This window comes from Neptuniibacter caesariensis (genome assembly GCF_000153345.1).
GTDB lineage: Bacteria > Pseudomonadota > Gammaproteobacteria > Pseudomonadales > Balneatricaceae > Neptuniibacter > Neptuniibacter caesariensis.
Genome location: NZ_CH724125.1, coordinates 912,043 through 934,070 on the forward strand (window position 1 = coordinate 912,043; position 22,028 = coordinate 934,070).

The 22,028-nt window shown below is 48.0% G+C and carries 9 protein-coding genes; all 9 read left to right on the forward strand.

The window, feature by feature from the left end; translation table 11 throughout:
- Positions 1–10: 10 nt before the first annotated feature.
- The 9 genes from MED92_RS04395 to MED92_RS04435 all read left to right on the forward strand — a co-directional run bounded on the left by MED92_RS04395 (position 11) and on the right by MED92_RS04435 (position 22,018).
- Positions 11–7,657, forward strand: coding sequence for a cadherin-like domain-containing protein (locus MED92_RS04395; RefSeq protein WP_007020292.1), 7,647 nt, complete (start codon positions 11–13; stop codon positions 7,655–7,657).
- A 44-nt stretch (positions 7,658–7,701) separates the two neighbouring features.
- Positions 7,702–10,908 carry an Hpt domain-containing protein gene (locus MED92_RS18400; RefSeq protein WP_007020293.1) on the forward strand — a complete coding sequence of 1,069 codons (3,207 nt, stop codon included), beginning with the start codon at positions 7,702–7,704 and terminating at the stop codon, positions 10,906–10,908.
- A 28-nt stretch (positions 10,909–10,936) separates the two neighbouring features.
- A complete protein-coding gene (locus MED92_RS04405) occupies positions 10,937–12,685 on the forward strand; it encodes a putative bifunctional diguanylate cyclase/phosphodiesterase (RefSeq protein WP_007020294.1) in 1,749 nt (582 codons plus the stop codon).
- Entirely contained in the window at positions 12,682–14,424 is a 1,743-nt protein-coding gene (locus MED92_RS04410) for a GGDEF/EAL domain-containing response regulator (protein ID WP_007020295.1), read from the forward strand. The genes MED92_RS04405 and MED92_RS04410 overlap by 4 nt, the downstream gene beginning before the upstream one ends.
- An 89-nt stretch (positions 14,425–14,513) precedes the next feature.
- Positions 14,514–14,933 (forward strand): hypothetical protein, encoded by a 420-nt coding sequence (locus MED92_RS04415; RefSeq protein WP_040661550.1) that lies wholly within the window; start codon positions 14,514–14,516, stop codon positions 14,931–14,933.
- A 75-nt stretch (positions 14,934–15,008) separates the two neighbouring features.
- Positions 15,009–16,328 (forward strand): TolC family protein, encoded by a 1,320-nt coding sequence (locus tag MED92_RS04420; protein WP_007020297.1) that lies wholly within the window; start codon positions 15,009–15,011, stop codon positions 16,326–16,328.
- On the forward strand, positions 16,325–17,806 hold the full coding sequence (locus tag MED92_RS04425; protein ID WP_007020298.1) for an efflux RND transporter periplasmic adaptor subunit: 1,482 nt from the start codon (positions 16,325–16,327) through the stop codon (positions 17,804–17,806). Before MED92_RS04420 ends, MED92_RS04425 begins: the two co-directional genes overlap by 4 nt.
- The gene (locus tag MED92_RS04430; protein ID WP_007020299.1) at positions 17,803–20,916 is read left to right on the forward strand and encodes an efflux RND transporter permease subunit; all 3,114 of its coding nucleotides are present in this window, start codon (positions 17,803–17,805) and stop codon (positions 20,914–20,916) included. Before MED92_RS04425 ends, MED92_RS04430 begins: the two co-directional genes overlap by 4 nt.
- Positions 20,917–21,058: 142 nt before the next feature.
- A complete protein-coding gene (locus MED92_RS04435) occupies positions 21,059–22,018 on the forward strand; it encodes a TAXI family TRAP transporter solute-binding subunit (protein WP_007020300.1) in 960 nt (319 codons plus the stop codon).
- Positions 22,019–22,028: the final 10 nt, after the last annotated feature.

A 22,028-nucleotide genomic window follows, 5' to 3' on the forward strand; every position in this document is an offset into this window, starting at 1 on the left:
GAGGTGTGTTTTGTTGAGAAGCACCAAATCCAAAAAAGCTCAGGTTCAACAGCAAGAAAGCTATTTTTTTGAGCAGTTAGAACCGCGGGTGATGTTATCTGCTGATCCGCTAGGCGCAGCGGAAGGCCTTGTTGATACTGAGCGGGAAGACGATTCAGATCTCCTGAAAACAGGGGCTGAATATGTGAACCTGGATCAGCTCGACGCTCTTCCTATTCCCGTTATTCTTGATACTGAAGAGCTGGGTTCGCTGGATGCTTTACAGCCATTGTCTGACGGTACAGATAATTCCCTTGAAATTGTTGTGATCGACTCCTCGGTAAAGGATGCCCAAACACTCTTAACCCAGCTCCAGACTGATAACCCGGATGCGGATCTGCAGATCCATTTTATCGACGCCGAGAGTGACCCATTTAGCCAAATCACAGATCTATTAAGTCAGCACGAGAATGTAAGTGCGCTACACCTGTTTAGCCATGCTGAAGATGGCATTCTCCAACTGGGTGGGCAGAATATAGGTGCAAATGAACTAGGGCAGTATGCGGATCAACTCACTCAGTGGCAGGATTCAATGCTCGAAGGGGGGGATCTACTTCTCTACGGCTGTAATCTCGCAGAAACTGAATCGGGCGTTAGCTTTATCCAATCCCTTGCTTCCCTTACCAACCTTGATTTAGCAGCAAGTACTGACCTTTCGGGTAACAAAAATTTTGGTGGTGACTGGGATCTGGAATACCAGACAGGCGATGTTTCCCAGTTTCTCAGCTTTAATCAAGGGGCTTGGAAGGGGATCCTGGCAACATTCAATGTCACGATTTTTACCGATGTGGTAAACCCAGGTGACGGTGAAACTTCTTTGAGGGAGGCGATCATTGATGCTAATGCCAATGGAGAAACCGACACAATAAACTTAGGGGTTGGTACTTATACGCTAAATAAACTAACCGGCGGGGCTGATGAGCAACGTCTAGACCTGGATATATATGAAGGGATTCACATTGTAGGGGCCGGCGCTGATCAGACCTCAATCTCTGCAGGAGATATTTTCAATATTTTTGAGTTTCATGCTGGCTCCGGGGCTAGCAGCATTAGTAGTTTATCGCTTGTTGATGGAAATGGAACTGCAACTTCTCAAGCCGGGGCTATACAAATGGCTGATGCGGGCGGTTCACTTACATTAACTGATGTAGAAATATTCAGTTCCATCACAGCAACGAATGGGGGAGGGATCTATAACCTCGGAACCCTCAATTTGGAACGCGTAACTATAGCTGAAAACAGTGCTCAGCTCGGTGGTGGTATTTACAATGACACAGGGGCCACCATGACACTCATAAATGTAACGATCAGTGGTAACAGTGCAAGCAGTGATGGTGGAGGCGTTTATAATAAGGGTGATGCTGACCTTACGAATGTAACAATCGCTAAAAATGATGCAAGTAACGCTGCTGGAGGTTTTTTCAGATCGGCGGGGACAGTTAATTTAAGTAATACGGTCATTGCTGATAACACCTCAGGGACTTCATCAATTGATGTGGCGGGAGATTTTACTAGTGATGGTAGTAATTTTATTGGTGATAAAACTGGGGGTAATGGGTTCGGAGCTGACTTGAGCGGCATTGCTAGTTTGGATACATTAGCTGATTATGGCGGACAGACGCGTACCCACGCAATTCTTGCTGGAAGCGCTCTGATTGATGCGGGTACTGATACGGGAGCCCCTACTGAAGATCAAAGGGAGATAACCCGTGTAGGCACTACGGATATAGGTGCCTACGAGTTTATCCCGAATCAGGAACCTACACTCAGTGCAACGGCGGAAAACCCAACTTTTACTGAAGGGGGGAGTGCAGCAGTTGCTTTTAGTGCTGCCAATGCATCAACCGTTGAAGGTACCCAGAGTTTTATTGCGTTGACCCTATCGATTACCAATATCACTGATGGTAGTAATGAAGTACTTAATATCAGTAGCGTAGCGATTGCACTGGCCCACCTAAATACCGGTTCTGTTTCAGGGTTTACCTATAATGTTTCCTTAGTGGGTTCTACCGCGACTATAGCCCTAACGGGTGGCAGCGCCAATAATGCTGCAATGAATGGGATCATCAACAGTATTAGTTATCAGAACAATAGTCAGGATCCGACAGCCGCAACCCGCAGGCTCAGCATCGAATCAGTTCAGGATGATGGTGGCACAGCAGATGGCGGCGATGATAGCCTTTCATCTGCATTATTTTCTGATATCGATGTTCTGGGTGTAAACGATGAGCCGACCTTAAGCTTAACCGGTGGCAGTACCACATTTACGGAAGGTGGAACGGCGGCTTCAATCTTCAGCGGTTCCAGTGCCGATACCATCGAGAGTAGCCAGACCTTTAGTGAACTTACCCTGACGGTAAGCAATCTCAGTGATGGGACAAATGAAGTCCTGAATATTGATGGCAGCAGCATTGCGCTGGTGAATGGCAGTGGGACTTCTGCAACCAATAGTTTGAGTTACACCGTAAGCTTGAGTGCAGGTACGGGAACCCTGACCTTTACGGGTGGGAGCGTTAGTGCGGCCAATCTGGATACACTGCTGAACGGGATCAGTTACCAAAATAACAGTCAGGATCCGACAGCCGGTAACCGTGTGGTGACCCTCACCAGTTTGCAAGATAGTGGTGGCACAGCGAATAGTGGTGTAAATACGATTACACCAAATACGGCAACTACGGTAAATGTTCAGGCAGATAACGATATACCCGTATTAGGCAATAATAGCCTAACGCTATCACAGGGGGCGACTGTCACCCTAGATAGTTCAATCCTCTCTGCTAGCGATGTTGATAATACTGACTCTGCACTCACTTTTACTGTGAGTAATATCAACAATGGCTATTTTGCTTTTACAGCGGATACCACAACCGCGATCACCAGCTTCACCCAGGCCCAAGTCACTGCTTCTCAGGTGGTATTCATACATGACGGTGGGGAATTAACTCCCGCATATGATGTGTCTGTTTCCGATGGCAGTTTAAGTACCGTAGCAACAGCGGCTAGTGTGGCATTTACGGGGACTTCGGATGGAGTCGTATGGCTAAGTACCGATGGCGATGAAGGTACAGGAAACGGTATTACGGGTCTGAATGGAACGGCTATAGATAAGGGGGATCTTCTGCAGCAAGCTGGCCCTAACTACTCAATGGGTGGGGGCAGTACAGATGGTACTTTCTCTGTTGCCTTTGATATTAGTAATTTCTCAACCGGTGATGGAACTAATGGTATTCATTATGTCACCAGCAGTGTCACTATTGGAGCAACCAACCCAATCAATCTTCAAGCCGGCGATATTATCTTAAGTAGTAAGGATAATATGACGCTAGTGAGCAATGGCGCAGGAGCACCAGCAGATCTCAATATCACCCAATCTGATCTGTTCTATTTCCGCCCCGATGTGGCGGGTGATTACAGTACCGGCAATTTTTACATGTTGTTGAGTGACCCCTTCAATGATGGCGCTGAAATCACTGGATTGACGTTAGTTGAGAAGGATACCTGGGTTGCTGATTACCAGCTTAATCAGGGTGATTTGCTTCTTGCTCACGATGATGGAGGAGAAAAGAACGATATCTGGTTATTGAAAACCGATACACTAGATACCGCTAATTCGGGAACCTTCCCTGCGGCGCTTAAATTTATTGAAGGTGATGATGAAAATATTAATATTTCAAAAAAGATTTATGGAATCGATCTTTTAGAGAGTGATCAAACCATCGGTGGGGTTACTTATGATGCAGGCACTTTGTTCGTCACTCTAGATTCCGATAACGATGATGCTGGCCGCAACGAACGCATGATTCGGAAAGAGGATATTGCGGCTCTGGAATTATCTAAGACCACGTTAGGTGGAACGGAAGCCAGTGCCCGTGTGACGATCCTTTTTGATGGTTCCAGTGCCAACTTTGATTCAGGTAATGAAGCGCTTGATGCATTTAGCTTCACCTTTGACCCTGACACGGTTGATGATCCGCCGGTATTAGCGACCAATAGTTTTACCTTGAATGAAGGGGCGACTACCACAATTACGCCTACATTCCTGAATGCTACTGATGTTGATAGCCCTGATGCAGGCTTAACCTATGCCATATCTAGCCTAGTGGGAGGTGAATTCCAGCTAACCAGCAATTTAGGTGTAGCTGTTACCAGTTTTACCCAGGGACAGATCAATAACAGTGAAGTGATCTTTATCGATGATGGCGACGAGATCGCACCGAGTTTTAGTATCAGTGTAAGTGACGATACTTCTACTACAGCCGTCGTGCCTGCTTCGATTACCTTTGTTTCAGTCAATGATGCACCGACCTTGAGCCTGACGGGTGATAGTCCAACTTTCACTGAAGGTGGAAGTGCTGTCGGTGTTTATAGTAGTGCCACGGCGAATACCATTGAGAGCGGTCAGACCTTCAGTGCGTTGACCTTTACGGTGAGCAATCTCAGTGACGGTAACAGTGAAGTCTTGAATGTGAATGGCAGTGCGCTTGCCCTGGTAAATGGCAGCGGTAGTACGACGAACTTTAGTTACAGCGTAAGCCTGAGTAGTGGTACGGCGACGATTACGCTGACCGGAGGTTCACTTAATGCAGCCAGCTTAGAAGCTTTGCTGGAAGGGGTGACCTACCAGAATAACAGCCAGGACCCAACCGCTGGCAATCGAGTCGTGACTCTGACCAGCCTGCAGGACAGTGGCGGTACAGCGAATAGCGGCGTGGATACCCTGAACCCGAATGTAACTTCAACCGTTACCGTGCAAGCAGTCAATGATGCACCGACCCTGAGCCTGACGGGCGATAGTCCAACTTTCACTGAAGGTGGAAGTGCTGTCGGTGTCTATAGCAGTGCCACGGCCAATACCATCGAGAGCGGCCAGACTTTCAGTGCGTTGACCTTTACGGTGAGCAATCTGAGTGACGGGAACAGTGAAGTCTTGAATGTGAATGGCAGTGCGCTTGCCCTGGTAAATGGTAGCGGTAGTACGACGAACTTTAGTTACAACGTAAGCCTGAGCAGTGGTACGGCGACGATTACGCTGACCGGAGGTTCACTTAATGCAGCCAGCTTAGAAGCGTTGCTGGAAGGGGTGACCTACCAGAATAACAGTCAGGACCCAACCGCCGGCAATCGTGTAGTGACCCTGACGAGTCTGCAGGACAGCGGGGGGACAGCGAATAGTGGCGTAGATACAAGCACGCCGAATGTCACATCAACCGTCACCGTGCAAGCAGTCAATGATGCACCGACCTTAAGTTTAACGGGTGGTTCAACGACCTTTACTGAAGGTGGCGCAGCTGCTTCTATCTTCAGCGGTTCCAGTGCCAATACCATCGAGAGTGGTCAAACCTTCAGTGCACTCACCCTGACGGTGAGTAATCTCAGTGATGGTACTAATGAAGTTTTGAATATCGATGGAAGCACCATTGCCTTAACGAACGGTAGTGGTACCACAGCCACCAATAGCCTGAGTTATACCGTAAGCGTGAGCGCTGGTACGGCAACCCTGACCTTTACAGGCGGAAGTGTCAGTGCTGGCAATCTGGATACTCTACTGAACGGGATTAGTTACCAAAATAACAGTCAGGATCCTACTGCTGGAAACCGAGTGGTGACCCTCACCAGTTTGCAAGATAGCGGTGGTACAGCAAATAGCGGTGTCGATACGATTACCCCGAATACCGCGACAACGGTAACCGTTCAGAGCGTTAATGATGCACCGACGCTGAGTCTAACTGGTGGCAGCACCACATTTACGGAAGGTGGTGCAGCAGCTTCAGTCTTCAGCGGTTCCAGTGCCGCTACCATCGAGGCTGGTCAAACCTTTAGTGCACTAACTCTAACGGTAAGCAATCTCAGTGATGGTACCAACGAAGTCCTGAATATTGATGGCAGCACCATTGCCCTGGTGAATGGCAGTGGGACTTCGGCAACGAATAGTCTGAGTTATACCGTCAGTTTGAGCGCTGGTACGGCAACCCTGACCTTTACGGGTGGTAGTGTTTCATCAGCGAACTTAGATACGTTGCTTAACGGCATCAGCTATCAAAATAACTCTCAGGACCCAACCACGGGTAATCGCACAGTAACTCTAACCAGTCTTCAAGACAGCGGTGGTACAGCAAATAGCGGTGTCGATACGATTACCCCGAATACCGCGACAACGGTAACCGTTCAGAGCGTTAATGATGCACCGACGCTGAGCTTAACCGGTGGCAGTACTACCTTTACAGAAGGTGGCGTAGCGGCGTCTATCTTCAGCGGTTCCAGCGCTGATACCATCGAAAGTGGCCAGACCTTCAGTTCGCTCACTCTGACGGTAAGCAATCTCAGTGATGGCACCAACGAAGTCCTGAATATTGATGGCAGCACCATTGCCCTAGTGAATGGCAGTGGGACTTCGGCAACGAATAGTCTGAGTTATACCGTCAGTTTGAGCGCTGGTACGGCAACCCTGACCTTTACAGGCGGAAGTGTCAGTGCTGGCAATTTGGATACTCTACTGAACGGGATTAGCTACCAGAATAACAGCCAGGACCCAACCGCCGGCAATCGTATAGTCACCCTGACGAGTCTGCAGGATAGTGGTGGGACAGCGAATAGTGGTGTAGATACCCTGAACCCGAATGTAACTTCAACCGTTACCGTTCAAGCAGTCAATGACCCTCCTTCTTTTGTGAATAATAGCTTTACCATCGATCAGGGACAGCGTTTGACTCTGAGCCTGTCTAATCTATCTGCTTCTGATATCGACAATCTTGATACGGGGCTGATCTTTACAGTCAGCTCGGTTTCAGGGGGACAGTTTGAGAATAACGGAGCGGTTGGTACAGCTATTACCAGTTTTACACTAGGTGATATTGGTACAGGCAGTATCGATTTTGTAGACAACAATGATGCCACTGCACCTGCATTTAGTTTTACGGTTGGTGATGGTGCACTCTCTGCAGGCCCTGTCGCAGGGAGCATAGCCTTTACAGCGGCTCCTGTCGTTGAAGAAGTGGTTGAAGAGCCTGTTGAAGTTGTGGAAGAACCAGACGCCGGGCCTGAAGTAGAGCTTGCTCCTGAAGAAATTGAAGAAGAGGCTCCGGTAGAGGAAATTGTTGAACCTGTTGAGATTGTATTTGAAGAAACGACAGAACCTGAAGTACAGCCCTCGCCTCAACCTGAAGAACCCCGTGCCGTCAGTGATGCGCGTTTTAGTATTGAGTTGCCAGAAACAGACGTGAATAAAGTGAAATTGGCAGTAGCGGAAGCGGTATCTGCGGTTTCTGAGTTACGTGTGGGCTGGGGAGATCTGTCAGATCCATTGCTGTTAGTTAAGTCATCTCAGTTTATGGGTAGCCTTGATGCACTTGACCAAGATATTCAGAAAAATATTACCTTGGATGCGATGACCGTGGGAACGGGAGCCGCATTATCTACCGGTCTTTCAATAGGTTATGTCGCTTGGTTGCTCCGTAGCGGTATTATTCTGACCAGTGTTCTTACCTCGTTGCCGGCTTGGCGTTTTATCGATCCGCTACCTGTGTTGTCCCGTTTAGGTGATGAAGTAGAAGATGAAGAGTCGTTAGAAGATATGGTTTCTGACAACAAAACACCCGATTCAGAAGAGACTAAGGCTTAACATTGCTGGATAGAATTTTTGGAAAACACAGTGCCAAGGTAAGGATGGCAATAGGGCAGGTCAGTCTTATTGTAAGTCTGGTATTAATTTCTGTTTTGGTTGGTATTTTTCCTGATGAAGCGAATGTGGAGCGGCAGGCGAGAAAGGCTATTTCGGAAACGATAGCGGCCAAAGGTTCACTATTTATTACGCAGTCGGATATGCGTGGGCTTGAAACTGTGCTTCAGGTGATAGTTGAACGAAACCCGACGCTGCTCTCTTCTGTAGTCAGAAGGAATGGTCGGGTTATTAGTGAAGTCGGGCCGCACGTTCAGTACTGGGAGCCGATCGGGGATTCTCTTTCCACAAATACTCAGGTTGTGATCCCACTCTGGTCCGGTGAGCAGAAATGGGGGCAGGTAGAGCTTAGGTTTTCTCCAATTATTGAGCCGGGAATCTGGGGCATTATGACCAGCCCGGTTTTTGTTTTTCTGACATTTCTTTCTCTGACCAGTTTTGTCGCATTCTTCTTCTATCTGGGGAAAATGCTCAAACACTTAGATCCCTCCCAGGCGGTTCCAGATCGCGTGAGGTCAGCATTAGATACCATGGCTGAGGGACTTTTAGTACTAGATAAGAACCAAAATGTGGTTCTGGCCAATCAGTCCTTCTCGGATATGGTAGAGCGTTCTGCTGAAAAAATGATAGGTGTTAAGGCCTCGGTTTTTCCATGGCACGATCGAAAAGGTAACCCCCTAAATACAGAGAAGGCGCCCTGGACTAAAGCCCTTGAGTCAGGGCAGGTCATAATGAATCAGGTTGTGCGCTTGACGTTGCCAAACGAAAGTCGTTTGACCTTTATGGTCAATTGCTCACCGGTGTTACTGCCCGGAGGCAAAGTCGGTGGGGTAATGGTCAGCTTGGATGACGTAACACTTCTGGAAGAGAAAGAGCTTGAGTTACGCCGATCTAAGGAAGAGGCAGAAGCGGCAAACCGTGCAAAAAGTGATTTCCTGGCTAACATGAGTCATGAGATCAGAACGCCGATGAATGCCATATTGGGTTTCGCGGATATTCTGCGCCGGGACAAGAAAAAGCTACAAACGGATCAGTTAAAACATATCAATACTATTTCGACCAGCGGCCAGCATCTGCTTGATTTGATCAATGACATTCTGGACCTTTCTAAGGTGGAATCCGGGCGCTTAGAAGTTGAAGCGCTGGACTGTAAGCCAGTTCAGTTAATCCATCATGTTTTGCAGTTCATGAAAGTAAAAGCAGATGAGAAGGGCTTGGAGCTTAAGTTTGTTGCGGATACTTCTCTTCCGGAGCAAATTGAAACAGACCCCGGACGGGTCCGTCAGATTCTGACCAACCTTATCGGTAATGCGATTAAGTTCACCGAGCAGGGGGGCGTTACTGTTCATGTCAGTGTGGTAGGTGATAACCCCAAACAGATGAAAATTGCTGTGGTTGATACTGGGATCGGTATGACTCAGCAGCAGACAGATTCTGTATTTGAAGCTTTTGTTCAGGCGGATAGCTCAATTACACGACGTTTCGGGGGAACTGGGCTTGGCTTATCCATAAGCCAGAAGTTTGCCCATGCCTTAGGCGGCGACATTTTGGTCACCAGTGAAAAAGGCGTGGGTACAACGTTCACTCTGGTATTGGAAGTTGGCAGTTTGGATAGTGTGGAGTGGCTTTCCGCGGATCAGTTGCACTTGGTAATTGAGTCTGAAGAGAGTGATGATGCCGTTGAATGGGAATTCCCGCCTGCCCATGTGCTGGTTGTTGATGATGGCAATGAAAACCGCGAACTCATAAAGCTCGTATTGGATGGTCTTGGGCTGAAAGTTGCAACTGCAGTTCACGGGCAGGATGGTTTAACTCAGGCTCTAGAGCAATCCTTTGATCTTATTTTAATGGATGTTCAGATGCCGGTAATGGATGGCTATACGGCTGTAGCAAAAATGCGTGAAGAGGGGATAGAGCTACCCATTGTGGCCTTAACTGCCCATGCCATGAAAGGAATTGAGGCGCGCTGCCTTGAGGCGGGTTATAGCCACTATATGACCAAGCCGATTGATATCAATGCCTTGGTTAAACTTATGGCCGAACTGTTGGGTGGCGTGCAGGTTGAATCTGCAGAATCTAATGCCGTACCTGTATTGGACGATCCAATAGCGCCTGTTGAATCAAAAGTTAGCCCAGACAACGAAGAGCCAGATCTTGAACCAATCTATTCCACGTTACCTACTGAAAACCCGAAATTCGCTGAACTGGTTAAAACCTTTATTGGCCGCTTACAAGAAAAAGTTGCTGAAATAGAACGTGCGGTTGAAACAAAGGATTATGAAGAGCTTGCTAACCTAGCCCACTGGCTTAAAGGTTCAGGTGGTAGTGTCGGATTTATGGAATTTACCGAACCGGCAATGTTGCTTGAGGTGGCGGCCAAAGAAAGTAATGGAATTGCTGTTCAGGAACGGTTCGATGAAATTCAGATACTCTGTAAGCGAGCAGCCATTAGCATCGACCGAGAACCCGAGGTTAAAAGGCCTGAACCGGTTTCAAATTCCATTAAGTCCGACTCATGTGCTGAACCTTTAGCGGATGCCGCTGAAACCATTCTGCGATCAACACTGCCGCTTGCGAATGAAAAAATAGCACGATTAGTAGAGCAGTTTTTACGTCGTTTGGAAGAACAGATAGATCTGCTCAGCCGTTGTGTCACTGATAAAGACTTTGTACAGATCGCAGAATTGGCACATTGGCTTAAAGGCTCCGCGGGTAGTGTTGGCTTTGCAGCATTCACGGAGCCTTCAGCAGAGCTTGAACTGGCGGCAAAACAACAAGATTTTCAGCAAGTTGAATCTTACTATCAAGTGATACTGGAACTGACAAAACGGGTTGAAGGGATCGATATAGAGGCTTTGCCATTGGGGTTAAACGGGCAGAGTGAATCAGTTAATGAAACACCGATCCACTCGAGCTTACTCCAGGCAAATGAAAAATTTCGCCCAATTGTCGTTCAATTTTGTGACAAGCTGGGATCACAGATCAATGAGATGCAGGATTCTCTGAAGCATAATAAATTTCAGGAACTGGCGGATCTTGCTCATTGGCTGAAAGGATCAGGCGGAAGTGTTGGTTTTACCGATTTCACCGATATTGCGGCTGAATTGGAAAATCAGGCTAAGCTGAATAATAGAGAAGGATCGGAGCAAATGCTTAAGCAAATTGAAGCTCTGTCTAAGAGAATAGAGCTATGAGACATGCTGATAGCAAGAGGGTACAACCATGGCAGTGAGCAGTAACCTGCAGAATTCCCTGATCATGATGGTTGATGATGAGCCAATCATGATTGAACTTATTCGAATCTTCCTTGAAGAGAATGGTTATCAGCATTTTGAAGGGCTTTCTGATTCAACCACAGCAGTGGCTGAAGTGACAGCTGCGCAGCCCGATATTCTTTTATTGGATCTGGTCATGCCCGGCGTGAATGGTTTTGAAGTGCTTGAGCAGCTTAGGGCAGATGAGAAAACTAAGCATCTTCCAGTGATTGTATTAACCTCCTCAAGTGATGCCGAAACCAAATTAAAGGCTTTAGAGCTTGGGGCTACTGATTTTCTGGCGAAACCAGTGGATCAAAGTGAGCTGGCGCTTCGTTTAAGAAACTCGCTGACCTTTAAGGCTTATCAGGACCAGTTAACCTATTACGATGCTTTAACCGGTTTGCCAAATAAGAAACTTTGTCTGGAGCGGCTATCAAAAGCGCTTACTAGTTTCAAAGGACGTCATGGCTTTCTCTCCGTTTTGAACATCCGCTTGGGCCAATTTAGGAAAATTACTGAGAGTTATGGCCCTAAAGTCGGTGAAACTCTTCTGAAATCTGTCTCTGATCGATTGCTGGAATGTGTCCGTTCTTCTGATGTGGTTTCCCATGGCGGCGATAGTGATCCTACACGCGTAACTGCGCATCTGGGTGGCGATGAGTTTTCTATCTTGCTCACTCGTATTGAAAACAACGGTGATGCTTCCTATGTAGGTGAGCGTTTAGTCAAAGCTTTTGAGAAGCCCTTAACTGTTAATGGGCAGGATTTCTTCATTCCTCTGAGTATCGGGATCTCTATCTTTCCAGGCGATGGTGATCAGCCTGAGATATTGCTTAGTAAAGCTAGCAGCTCTGCTGACCTTCTCATTGATAATCAGGAAAGTGGTTATCAGTTCTATTCTGATGAGGCGAATAAGCATCTTAAAGAAAAGCTCGAGCTTCAGCAGGACTTACGTAAAGCGCTGGGCAATGGGCAGTTCCACCTTGTTTATCAACCGCAGGTCGATGGTATAGCGAAGCGTGTTTGTGGGGCAGAAGCATTGTTGCGTTGGACTCATCCAGAAAAAGGTTTTGTTTCTCCGGCCGTATTTATCCCTTTGGCTGAAGAGAGTGGCTTAATGGTGGAAATTGGTACTTGTGTGTTAAGAGAAGCCTGCAAACAATCGGTCATTTGGAAGAGCCAAGGGGTTGAGAAATTAACTATTTCGGTCAATATTTCTGGAAAACAGTTCCGCTCAGAAGACTTTTTAGGCACTGTCAAATCGGTGTTAGCAGAAACGCAAGCTGTTCCTGAAATGATTATGCTGGAGATCACGGAAAGTCTGGCTATGTCAGATGTAGATAAAACGGTAGAGCTACTGGCTGATCTACGTGCTCTGGGCTTAGAAGTTTCCGTCGATGATTTCGGTACGGGATATTCATCACTCAGTTACCTTAAAGATTTTCCAATTGATGAACTGAAGATCGATAAAGCCTTTGTTGATGGTTTACCTAATAACAAAGGTGATCAGGCAATAGCGTCAGCCATCGTTACTATGGCGAAAAAACTAGGATACAAAATCGTTGCAGAAGGTGTCGAGGAGCTACCTCAGGTAGATTATTTAAACGCCCTAGGCTGTGATTTGATTCAAGGATATTATTTCTCAAAGCCATTACAGCCAGATGATTTTTTGAAGTACTACTTTGAGTTGGAAAGTAATCAGGAGATTGCATGATCTATTCAAGCAGGAACGTAAAAATCGGAGATTTTAAAGAATCCTGTATATTGATGATCGATGACGATCCTACGGTTTGTGAATTAACCCAATTGCTTTTAGCCGAAGAGGGTTATAGTAATTTTAGTTTCATTACTGACCCCAAGCATGCAGCGGATAGTCTGAAGCGCCTTCAGCCTGATCTGGTGCTACTTGATCTTATTATGCCAGAGATCGATGGCTTCCAGATTCTGAAGAACTTGCGGGATAACTCAGAGACCAAATATCTGCCGGTTATTGTGCTAACTGCCGCGTCTGAAGCTGATACTAAAATACGCTGCCTTGAACTTGAAGCTACAGAATTTCTGTCGAAGCCTGTAGATCGTGGTGAGTTGCTTCTTCGTGTACGTAACACTCTGATGGTTAAGGCTTACCAGGATCAACTGGCTTATTATGATCCGTTAACAGGACTGGCCAACCGTTTTTTGTTTAAGGATCGCTTACAGTGGGCGATGGAGCAAGCCGAGACGCAGAATAGCCATGTGGCGCTTTTGCATCTGACTCTGGATAAATTTCGCGATGTGAACGAATCCTATGGGCCGCGTTTTGGTGATCGTATTTTGCAGGTGGTTGCTGACAGAATAATCGATTATCTAAAACACTCTGATGTTATTCGCCGTTCAGGTGATGAAGATGTCTGGCGCACAATTGCTAGAACCGGCGGTGATGAATTTTCTGTGCTTCTGGCCTCTAATCGTATCGATGACGCTTCATATATTGCCGCGGGCCTCGTCGATACGATAAACGAGCCTTTCCTACTTGATAATCAGGACTGCTACCTCACATTAAGCGCAGGTATCTCTTTTTACCCAAGTGATGCCAGCAGTATAAATGAGCTGGTACAACATGCGAGCAATGCTGCTCAGTATGCTAAGCAGCAGGGAGGAAATCGCTACCGATTCTACTCAGAGGAAGCGAATCGACTCCTTAAAGAAAATATCTACCTGCAGGGACAGCTTCGTAAAGCGATTAAAGCAGACCAATTTGAACTGGTCTTCCAGCCTCAGGTTGATTCAGAAACTCATGTATTAAAAGGGGTTGAAGCGCTGTTACGTTGGAATCACCCTGAACGTGGTTACATACCCCCAGCCCATTTCATCCCACTGGCTGAAGATGCCGGCCTGATTACCGCGATAGGCGAGTGGATCTTTAAGCAGGTCTGTAAACAGGCGGCCGAATGGCGGGATCAATTTGGTGTAGATATTACCGTATCGACAAACCTTTCAAGTCTACAATTGAACTCTCCAAATCTGATTGCTTCGATGAAAGAAAGTATTGCCGAATCTGGAGTTAATCCTGAATCGGTTGTCATTGAGATCACTGAAAGTATTGCAATGGCAGATATCGAAAATAATCTGTTAATTTTAAAGCAGATTACGGATCTGGGCTTAGCCTTGGCGATTGACGATTTTGGAACAGGTTATTCTTCATTAAGCTATATCAAGCATATGCCCGTTTCGGAAGTTAAAATTGATAAGATATTTGTAGATGGTATCCCTTCTGATCGAGGCGATGTTGCAATTATTGATGCAATCATAACGATGGCTAAGGAGCTCGATTTCAGGTTGGTAGCAGAAGGTATAGAAAACCAAACCCAGGCTGATTATTTGAAAGAAAAAGGTTGCGATGTGCTTCAAGGTTTCTACTTCTATAAGCCGATAAGTAAAAATGCGGTTGAAGAGGTTTTAGTGACCCTTTAAAGCGAGATAAGTTGTTAGTTTAATTGTTTGAACTATTTAGTTGTTTTAAGCTCACACCCACGATGGCTTAATAAATAGCTGAGGCTAATGTGAATAAACCTACCCGACTTAACAAGGCACTGATAGCACTCATGTTGCTGTTGTTTGTCGTGTATTGCTCGGTGGGTGTTTGCACCAGTCTGTTAAACTCGCTTTCACAAAGTGAAATGGGGCAGGAACAATCGGCTCATGCTCATCACCAGATGAGCGAAGATGCGGGTTCGTCTGAGATGATGAATCACTGTGGAAGCTCGGAAAGCTGTGAGTGGAGTCGTAATCTGGTCGCAGAGCCTGCGTTAGACGTACCAGCTGATTTCTTCTTTGCCTACCTGCTGGCAGCGGTTTCGCTCATCTATCTGTTATCTTTGTGGCTTTCACGGGGCCGGGGATTATACGCTTTTGCCCGGGAAAACTGTTTCCAATATACCTACCCCCGGTTACACCTGCAGAAAGCTGTCTTTCTGAATTAATTCTACCTGCAACTTAGATTCTGCTATTCGGCATTGGTGCTGGATGGTTTCGTATTTTTGTTACAGGAAAGAGTTATGTATAGAACCGCCTTAATTTTAATGCTGGCATATAGTTCAAGTGCTATTGCAACTCAGCAGCTCAGTGACAAACCCTCTCTTTTGACCCTGGAAGCCGCAATTAACAATGCCCTAACAGCGGATCACTGGCAGAGTGGTAATCATCTTCAGGAACAGGCTTTGCGTTCAAACGCGATCGCTGCTGAGCAGTTACCTGATCCGAAAGTTCGGATGGCGTTGGCTAATCTCCCGTTGGATTCTCTGAATTTCAATCAGGAAAATATGACCCAGTTACAGCTGGGTGTGTCCCAGCAATTCCCTCGCGGGGACAGCTTAAAGATCAAACGGCAACAGATTGAATCTCTAGCAGATAAAGCGCCAATTCAACGCCAGGAACGTAGAGCACAGATTAAGAAAAACGTCAGCCTGAATTGGTTGATGCTGTCTCAGATACAGCGTCAGTTAAGTTTGTTAAAGCGTAAACGGCATATATTTCAGGAACTGGTTTCGATCAGCCGGGCAAATTTCCGTACCGGTAAAGCACGCCGTTTTGAGGTGATCGATGCTGAGCTCCAGGTGACTCGCCTTAAAGATCGAATTATTCAGTTAGAGAAGCGTGAGGCTCAACAAAAGGCACAGCTAAGCCAGTGGCTTTCGGTCAATACCCCTGTTGAGCTTCCGGATGAGTATAAGCCGGTTTCTTTGCTAAATGCGTCAGGTACTGCTGATGAGAGCCAGGCGCTGACGATCCATCCCCAGATACAGATCTTCGATCAGGAGTTGAAGGTCAAGGAAAAAGGCATCGCGCTAGCAGATGAGGCATACAAACCAAGCTTTAAGCTGGATGCCAATTATGGCTATCGGGATGACATGCCTTCCGGTATGGACCGGGCAGACTTTTTCAGTGTTGCCGTCACCATGGATCTGCCGTTATTTACCGACAAGCGACAGGATCAGCGCAGGAATTCAGCGGTTAAAGAGCGTGAAGCGACCGTTGAAAAACGTCTGCTCAAAGCACGGGAACTTCAGTCGCAATTACGTGTGGCTGAGGCTGATTTGCAAGGATTAGATCAGCAGCTTGAGATCTATAACAAGCGATACCTCTACCAACTCGCCAGTAAAAGGAAGGCGGCGCTTAACGCTTATGCATCAGCGGATGCGAGATTTAATGAGGTGTCTATGGCGGCTATCTCAGAGCTTGAAGCCCAGTTACAGAAGATCGCTTTAGAGCACCAGCATCAGATGGCGATTACCCGTATTAACTATTTCTTTGCGGGTGTTGATCCGCAGATTGCTGAAGATGTTAGCCAGAACCTATCTGCGGAGGTTGGACAATGAATAAAGGATTTATTGCTGTAATTGCCCTGAGTGTAGGCGCCGCAGCGGGTTATTGGGCTCCGAAACAGTCTGCTTCCGAAAGCAGCGCAGAGATGGGGGGAGAAAGTCAGCCTCTGTACTGGGTTGCGCCAATGGACCCTAACTTCAAACGAGACAAACCTGGTTTATCCCCTATGGGAATGGATCTGGTGCCGGTTTACCCCGAAGATCTCGCCGGTGGTGATTCGCCGGGGATGATCTCGATACAGTCTGAAGTGGTTAATAATCTGGGGGTACGTACCGAACCGGTCATTTTCAGTCCGATGCAGGAACGATTAAGCACTGTTGGTTATCTGGGCTTTGATCAGGAACAGTTGGTGGACGTGCACTCACGGGTTTCTGGCTGGGTGGAGACGCTGGCGGTGAATACTGAGGGCGAAGCGGTTGAGAAAGGGCAGCTGCTTTATGAGATCTACTCCCCAGAACTGGTTAATGCTCAAGAGGAGTATCTGGCGGCGCTACAAAGTGGTAACCGTTATCTGCGCCGCGCAAGTGAGTCCAAGCTGAAATCATTGGGTGCGGATGAATCTATCTTCGAAAAACTAAAAAGCGGCAAACAATCCTTTAACCGTCTGCCGGTTTACGCACCCCAGAGTGGCTATGTTAGCCAGTTAAATGTCCGCCAGGGGATGTTTATTAAGCCTGCCAGTAAGTTGATGCGTATAGGGCCGTTGCAGCAGATTTGGGCAACAGCGGAGCTATTTGAACGTCAGGCCGGACAGGTCTCTGTTGGTGATCAGGCCGAGATGCGGCTGGACTTCCTGCCGGGTAAAAGCTGGCGGGGGAAGGTTGACTACATCTACCCCGCACTGGATCAGAAAACCCGTACATTAAAGGTGAGGCTGCGGTTTGAAAACCCTGACCTTCAACTAAAACCAGACATGTTTGCGCGCATCGAGATCGAAACCTCGGCAACCAAACCGGTCTTGAATGTACCTGCGTCTGCTTTGATTAAAACCGGCAGCCAGGAGCGCATTGTGGTTGATATGGGAGAGGGCCGTTACAAATCGGTCGAGGTTACCTCTGGCCAGCAGATGAATGGCCGGGTGGCTATTGAACAGGGTTTATACCCGCAAGATCGTGTGGTGGTTTCAGCGCAGTTTATGCTCGATTCTGAATCGTCAATCAGCTCTGATTTCCTGCGTATGACACCGCCAAAAATGGGCAGAATTGAAGAGGTATGGGTCGCTGCTCAAATTCGCTCGGTTGATCAGGAAAACCGCTCGGTGGTGTTGAAGCACGGCGAGATTGCTGAGTGGAAACAACCTGGGATGGTCATGGAAGTGCCTGTTGATCCAGCGCTGGATATGAATGTTTTTGCGAACCAGCAGAATCTGCAAGTACTCCTGAATGGCGGCGATATGACTGATCTGAAGCTGACCGATTATGTTGTGCCACGCCCGAAAGCGCCGGGTAGCTTACCAGGAGGTGCGATGTGATTCGGTCCATTATCCACTGGTCGATCTACAATCGATTCTTTGTTCTTCTGGCAACACTGATTCTGGTGGGTTGGGGCGCTTATGCGGTTAAGCATACTCCGATTGATGCAATACCGGATCTTTCTGATGTCCAGGTGATTATCAAAACCAGTTACCCCGGACAAGCGCCGCAGGTTGTCGAAGATCAGGTGACCTATCCGCTGACCACGGCGATGTTATCAGTGCCCGGCGCAAAGACCGTGCGTGGTTTCTCCTTTTTTGGGGATTCCTACGTCTACGTGATTTTTGACGATGATACTGATCTTTACTGGGCGCGAAGCCGGGTGCTTGAGTATCTGAGTCAGGTCGCTTCGAGTTTACCTGCGAGCGCTAAACCGCAGTTAGGACCTGATGCGACCGGCGTCGGCTGGGTCTATCTTTATGCGCTGGTTGATCGTACTGGACAGCATGATCTTGCCCAATTGCGCAGCCTTCAGGACTGGTTCCTGAAGTACGAGTTGCAGACAGTAGCGGGTGTTTCTGAAGTTGCACCTGTCGGGGGGATGGTTAAGCAATACCAGGTGAAGGTCGATCCTGAAAAACTACGTGCATTTAATATCCCGCTTTCACATATCAATAATGCGATTAAGCGCGCCAATCAGGAGAGTGGAGCATCGGTTATTGAGATGGCCGAGGCGGAGTATATGGTGCGTGCCAGCGGTTATCTGGACGGCTTGGAAGCGATCCAGACAATCCCGCTGGGCGCAACCCAGCAGGGCACACCGATCCTGCTTAAGGATCTGGCTGAAGTGAGCTTAGGGCCGCAGATGCGCCGGGGGATTGCTGAGCTGGATGGCGAAGGTGAAACCGTCGGCGGTATTGTCGTTATGCGTTTTGGTGAAAATGCCCAGAAAACCATTAACGGGGTTAAAGCAAAGCTGGAAGAGCTGAAGCGAAGCCTGCCCGAAGGGGTCGAGATCGTTACCGTCTATGATCGCTCCGGGTTGATAGAGCGAGCAGTGGATAACCTCTTTGAAAAACTGGTCGAAGAGTTCATCGTCGTTGTGGTGGTGTGCGCGCTGTTTCTGTTCCACTTCCGCTCGTCGCTGGTGGTGATTATCAGCCTGCCGGTCGGTATTTTGAGCGCGTTTATCGTGATGTATTACCAGGGGATAAACGCCAACATTATGTCCCTGGGTGGTATTGCGATTGCGATCGGCGCGATGGTCGATGGTGCCATTGTGATGGTGGAGAATGTCCACAAGCATATGGAGCGAACTGAGCTCACCGCAGAGAATCGCTGGCAAGTAATCGCTGAAGCGTCGGCTGAGGTGGGGCCTGCATTGTTTTTTAGTTTACTGATTATCACCATGAGCTTCCTGCCTGTGTTTACCCTTGAGGCTCAAGAAGGGCGGATGTTCTCACCTTTGGCCTTTACTAAAACCTATGCGATGGCCGCCGCTGCCGGACTGGCAATAACCCTGGTGCCGGTACTCATGGGTTACTGTATTCGTGGGCGGGTTCTACCCGAGCATAAAAACCCGCTGAATCGAATGCTACAAGCAATCTACCTGCCGGTGATTCGGGTCGTGCTTAGCTGGCCTAAAGCAACCATCACCTTTGCGTTGTTGCTAACCGTTGTAGGGTTCTGGCCGGTGAATAAAATCGGTAGCGAGTTTATCCCGCCTTTGGATGAGGGGGATCTGATGTATATGCCTACCACCTATCCAGGGATCTCTATAGGTAAAGCTCGGGAGCTTCTACAGCAGACCGATAAGCTGATCAGAACTGTACCGGAAGTTGAGCGAGTATTTGGCAAAATCGGGCGTGCTGAAACGGCAACCGACCCTGCGCCTTTAACCATGATCGAAACCTTTATTACCTTAAAACCACGAAGTGAGTGGCGAGAGGGGATGACGACGGACAAGTTAACCAAGGAGCTGGATAAGCTGGTGAAATTCCCCGGCCTGACCAATGCCTGGGTGATGCCGATTAAAACCCGAATCGATATGCTGGCCACAGGGATCAAAACCCCGGTAGGTCTTAAAGTGGCTGGCCCAGATCTGAATGTGATTCAGGAGATCGGCCAACAACTGGAAAAGGTGATCGCTGAAGTTGATGGCACTGCCTCTGTCTACTCTGAACGTGTCGTCGGTGGCCGCTATATTAAGGTTGATATTCAGCGCGAAAAAGCGGCACGTTATGGGCTAAATATTGCGGATGTGCAGCAGGTGGTAACCAGCGCGATCGGTGGCATGAATGTGGCGCAAACGGTCGAGGGGCTGGAGCGTTATCCGATCAATGTTCGCTACCCGCAGGAATATCGTGATTCGGTCGAAAAGCTGCGCTTACTTCCATTGGTTACTCCAGCGGGGATGCGCATCGCGTTGGCTGATGTGGCAACGATCCGTATTGAAGATGGACCGCCTGGGATTAAAAGTGAAAACGCCCGCCCGAATGGCTGGACCTTTGTCGATATCGAGGGCAGAGATCTGGGTTCCTATGTCGCTGATGCGCAGCGGATCGTCGCTGATAAGGTGCAACTACCACCGGGCTATTCAATCAACTGGTCTGGTCAGTATGAGTACCTGCTTCGCGCTCAGGAGCGGCTGACTTATGTAGTGCCATTAACACTGGTGATCATTGTCGTGCTGCTCTATATGAGTTTCCGCCGCTTTGCTGAAGTTGCCATGATTATGGGTACGTTGCCCCTGGCGCTGATCGGAGGCATCTGGATGCTCTATCTGAATCAATACAACTTCTCGGTGGCCGTGGGTGTTGGCTTTATCGCTTTGGCCGGGGTAGCGGTAGAGATTGGGGTGATTATGCTGATCTATCTTAACCAGGCTTATGCGGAGTGCATGCGTAAAACCAACAGTCAGCCCTCGCTTCAGGATCTGCGTAATGCAGTGATCGAAGGGGCAGGGATGCGTGTGCGCCCGGTGATGATGACAGTTATCACAGTCATCGCTGGATTACTGCCGATTATGTATGGAACCGGAACGGGCTCAGAGGTGATGCAGAGAATCGCCGCGCCTATGGTGGGTGGAATGGCCAGTGCTGTAGTCCTGACTTTGTTGCTGATCCCTGCGGTTTTCTATCTATCGAAGAAAGCCCAGGTAAAGTCATAACGGACTAACCCCATAAGAGCATTGGGGGCATGAGCAAAGAAGGTCGCATTTGCTGCGAATCAGATGCGATCTTTTATGTTCAGACTTTGCTCACATCTGATACACTGCGTAACAGCGTTAATCCTTACCAAAGAAAATAATAATGACACGTTGGTTTCGACGACTCTTCTCTCTGTTTTGCATTGTTCTGTCAGTAACGGTTTCAGCTGAAAATCGTGTTGTCACACTGGGGACTGGTGGTGTTACCGGGCTTTATTACCCTACAGGTGGTGCGTTCTGCCGTCTGGCTAACTTAACCCGTAATCAGCATGGCATGCGCTGTTCGGTCAGAAGTACCCCGGGCTCTGTCGCCAACCTGAAAGAGGTGAGTGAAGGCCAGTTGGATTTTGGTATTGCTGAAGCAGGGCAACTTCACGATGCTTACACTGGTAAGGGAGAGTTCTCTAAGCCAGACCGGTCGTTACGATCCCTGTTTAGTATCTTCCCTGAATACATCACCATTATTAGTCGTGCTGACAGTGGCATTGAGAAGTTCAGTGACCTTAAAGGAAAACGGATCAATATAGGGCAGCCCGGCAGCAGCCAGCGCTTAACGCTGCAAGCGCTCTTTGATGCCTTCGGTTGGAAGTTCGAACAGTTTAGTGAAATACATGAGCTGGAACCTGCAGGGCAGGCGGATGCGCTCTGTGAGAATCGGATAGATGCCACGCTGTACGTGGTGGGACATCCCAGTGGCGCGATTAAAGAAGCGCTGCGTGATTGTAATAGTCGCCTGATTAGTCTCTCCTCTCAAGAAGTCAAAGCACTGACTTCTCTCAATCCCCATTACTACCCTCGTCAACTGCGTAGCAGTTATTACAGTCCTGAGCTATCCAGTATTGATACCGTCAGCGTGGATGCGACGTTGTTCGCCAGTACCGCGATGTCTGAAGACGTTGTCTATGCAATGGTGAAATCGCTGTTTGAGCAGTTCAGCCAGTTCAAGCGGATGCATCCGGCGTTCTGGGAACTGGAAAAACAGCAGATGGTACCGGAAAAGCTTGCTGCGCCTTTGCACCCTGGAGCAGAGCGCTATTACCGAGAGATTGGTCTGATTAAGTAGGCTATTACTT

Excerpts from the sequence above, each read along its gene's own strand:
- MED92_RS18400 (WP_007020293.1), top strand. The coding sequence starts at position 7,702 with ATGGCAATAGGGCAGGTCAGTCTTATTGTAAGTCTGGTATTAATTTCT.
- MED92_RS04405 (WP_007020294.1), top strand. The coding sequence starts at position 10,937 with ATGGCAGTGAGCAGTAACCTGCAGAATTCCCTGATCATGATGGTTGAT.
- MED92_RS04410 (WP_007020295.1), top strand. The coding sequence starts at position 12,682 with ATGATCTATTCAAGCAGGAACGTAAAAATCGGAGATTTTAAAGAATCC.
- MED92_RS04420 (WP_007020297.1), top strand. The coding sequence starts at position 15,009 with ATGTATAGAACCGCCTTAATTTTAATGCTGGCATATAGTTCAAGTGCT.
- MED92_RS04425 (WP_007020298.1), top strand. The coding sequence starts at position 16,325 with ATGAATAAAGGATTTATTGCTGTAATTGCCCTGAGTGTAGGCGCCGCA.
- MED92_RS04435 (WP_007020300.1), top strand. The coding sequence starts at position 21,059 with ATGACACGTTGGTTTCGACGACTCTTCTCTCTGTTTTGCATTGTTCTG.